The organism is Microbacterium umsixpiens (genome assembly GCF_053543675.1).
In genome coordinates, this window is sequence record NZ_JBLVOH010000163.1 from 36881 (window position 1) to 39814 (window position 2934).

Consider the following 2934-nt stretch of genomic DNA (forward strand, 5'->3'; position numbering starts at 1 on the left):
CCCCTCTCGGCTCGCCGCCGCACGAGCTTCAGCTCGCTCGCGAGGATCCCGAGCACGACGAGCGCTCCGCCGATGAGCGCGGTCGCGGGCAGTCGCTCACCGGCGATGCGCCCGATGACCCCTGCCCACACCGGCTCGCCGGCGTAGATGATGGTCGCGCGGGTGGGGGAGACCGACTTCTGCGCCCAGTTCATGGTCAGCTGGATCAGGCAGCTCGCCGCGCCCAGCCCCACCGCGCAGCCGACCCAGATCCATGAGAACTCCGGCACGCCCTCACCCACCACCGGCATCGTGAGCAGCCCCAGCACTCCGGCGGTCAGCAGCTGGATGACGGTGATGCGGCCGAGGTCGATCTTCCCGGCGAACAGGCTGATCAGGATGATCTCGGCCGCGATGGGCAGAGTGCTGATCATGGTCGCGATCTCGCCGGCGCCGAGGGTGAGCGCGAAGGCGTCGGGCCCGGCGATCAGCAGCAGCCCCACGATCGCCAGCCCGGCACCCGCGAAGGCCATGGCCGGCGGTCGCTTGCGGAACACGGCCCACTGCGCGAACGGAACCAGCGGCACGTACATCGCCGTGATGAAGGCAGAGGTGCTGCTGTCGATGGTCTGCAGCCCGAGCGTCTGCAGCCCGTAGCCGAGGTAGATCATGACGCCGATCGCGACGCCGGCGCCGACATCACGCCAGCGGATGCCGCGCAGCACGCGGCGGAAGATGACGACGCTGATCAGTCCCGCGATCAGGAACCGGATGCCGACGAAGAACCAGGGCCCCGAGTGCTCCATCGCCCAGTGCACGAGCAGGAACGTGCCGCCCCACACCGCGGTGATCGCGATGAGTGCGGCCTCCTGCGGGCGGAGCCGCATCCACCGAAGACGAGAGGGCATCGCTGGCCCTTTCTCGACGTTGCCGGATCGAGCATAGTCGCGCGGATCGTGACGGGAGAAGACGGCCCCGAACCGGATGCTGCCGCAGACTCGGTAGCCTCGCAGGATGAGCGACTTCGTGAGTGCATCCGAGCTGAACGACCTGCTGAACGCCGATGCGCCCGTGCGTGTGATCGACGTGCGGTGGCGGCTGGATCGACCCGAGGCCGGGCATGACGATTACCTGACGGGCCACATCCCCGGTGCCGTGTTCGCCGCGCTGGACACGGAGCTCGCCACTCACGGCGATCCCTCGGAGGGGCGGCATCCGCTGCCCTCGACGGCGACGCTGCAGGCCGCGGCCCGTCGCTGGGGCGTCCGGGCGGGCGACACGGTCGTGGCCTACGACGACTTCACAGGCATCTCGGCGGCGCGCGCCTGGTGGCTGCTTCGTCAGGGCGGCGTCGATGTGCGTGTGCTCGACGGCGGCATCCGGGGCTGGCAGGCCGAGGGGTTCGAGGTCGCGACCGACGATGTGGCGCCCGAGCCCGGCGATGTCGTGCTCGACGAGATCGGCGGCGACGCGCTGTCGATCGACGAGGCTGCCGCATTCCCGGCGTCTGGCGTGCTGATCGACGCGCGAGCGGCCGACCGGTACCGCGGCGAGTCGGAGCCGTACGACCCGGTCGCCGGACACATCCCCGGCGCGCGGAACCTCCCCGAACCCGTGCACTTCGATGCGGCGGGCCGGATCCTCGACCGCGAGACGATCCTGGCGTCCTTCGCCGAGATCGGGGTGACACCCGGCACGCCGGTCGCCGCCTACTGCGGGTCCGGCGTCACGGCCGCCCACACCGCACTCGTCCTGCACGAGGTCGGCATCGACGCCCGAGTCTTCCCCGGCTCGTGGAGCCAGTGGTCCAACACTCCGGGCCGGCCGGTCGCCACGGGAGATCAGCCCGGCTGATCCTCGCGGGGGCCGTACCCCCAGTGCAGCCCGAGCGCGCCGGGGCCGAATGCGCGGCGCACCAGGTGCACCGACGTCCCGCGGGTGAGCGGTATGTCCGTCACGGTGACGCCCTCCGGGGTCTCGACCCGCTCCTCGCACCAGTCCGGCACGGCATCCGGGTGGAACCGAGTCCACACCAGCAGCTCTCTGGCCTTCTGCGCCAGGGCGTGACCGGTGTCCCGCATCGGCGGGTAGTCGGGCGGATACGTCACCGACCACTCGACCATCGCCGTGTCCGGTGCGGTCAGGGGCACGTCGAGTTCGAAGAGCACTCCGTGCACCTCGCCGTCGGGATGCGAGTACCGCGCGGTGATGCGTCCGCCCGAGACGGCGCTCAGGACCGGTGCCGGTGTGCTCACGCCCGGCGTGATCTCGAGGAACGGGATGGCCGTGATCGTGCCGATCGTGGACTGCACGATGCTGCGGGTGATGCTGTACGCGACGTTGCCGTCGGCGTCGACGTCGGTCACGGAGTGCGTCGTCAGCTCGCGCGAGGTGTCGGGGTACGACGCGCCCAGCGCCTCGAAGGCGACCATGACGGCACGTTCCAGTTCCTCCTCGTCGAGGGGGAACTGGTTGGGTCCGAGGGGACCGGTCCGGTTCGTGGGCCCGAGGTGTCGGCGCAGCGCTCCGGCGTCGAGGCAGAGGAGGTCTTCGATGTCGACCAGCGCGGCGAGCGACTGCGCACCTTCCGGGCGTCGCGCGCCCGAGCGCCAATAGCTCAGCGTGGCCATCGACACGCGGTTCCCGCGCATGTTGAGCTGCTGATGCAGCCAGGACAGGGTCACGTGCCTCGCGTTGATCGCGTCGCGCAGGGCCGCCGCGAAGGCATCGGATACGGACCTGCGTTCGTCATACTCGTAACTCATCACAGCCCCCGTCCGGTATGTGAAGACCACCGCCCTAAAGTGAGCATACGACCGCACGCGTGCACCTCAGGGGACCGGGTGGGCATGTGGGGTCACTTGGCCGTCATCGCAGGCAGGGTGCCCGACCCTGCGAAGACCGGCCTGACGCAGTGATGCCCCCCTTGCTGCGTACGTCGTGAAGCCCGGCAAT

At 70.1% G+C, this 2934-nt stretch carries 3 protein-coding genes; 1 reads left to right on the plus strand and 2 read right to left on the minus strand.

The features are described from left to right. Positions 1–887 (minus strand): DMT family transporter (locus tag ACNPM4_RS16015; RefSeq protein WP_448986340.1); only part of this gene is annotated, 887 nt, incomplete at its 3' end. A 106-nt stretch (positions 888–993) separates the two neighbouring features. Between ACNPM4_RS16015 and ACNPM4_RS16020 the strand changes: the two genes are divergently transcribed. Beyond that, on the plus strand, positions 994–1833 hold the full coding sequence (locus ACNPM4_RS16020) for a sulfurtransferase (RefSeq protein WP_448986341.1): 840 nt from the start codon (positions 994–996) through the stop codon (positions 1831–1833). Here ACNPM4_RS16020 and ACNPM4_RS16025 read toward each other — a convergent pair. After that, a complete protein-coding gene (locus tag ACNPM4_RS16025; protein ID WP_448986342.1) occupies positions 1821–2744 on the minus strand; it encodes a hypothetical protein in 924 nt (307 codons plus the stop codon). The two genes, ACNPM4_RS16020 and ACNPM4_RS16025, sit on opposite strands and share 13 nt — an antisense overlap. Between the last annotated feature and the right edge of the window lie 190 nt (positions 2745–2934).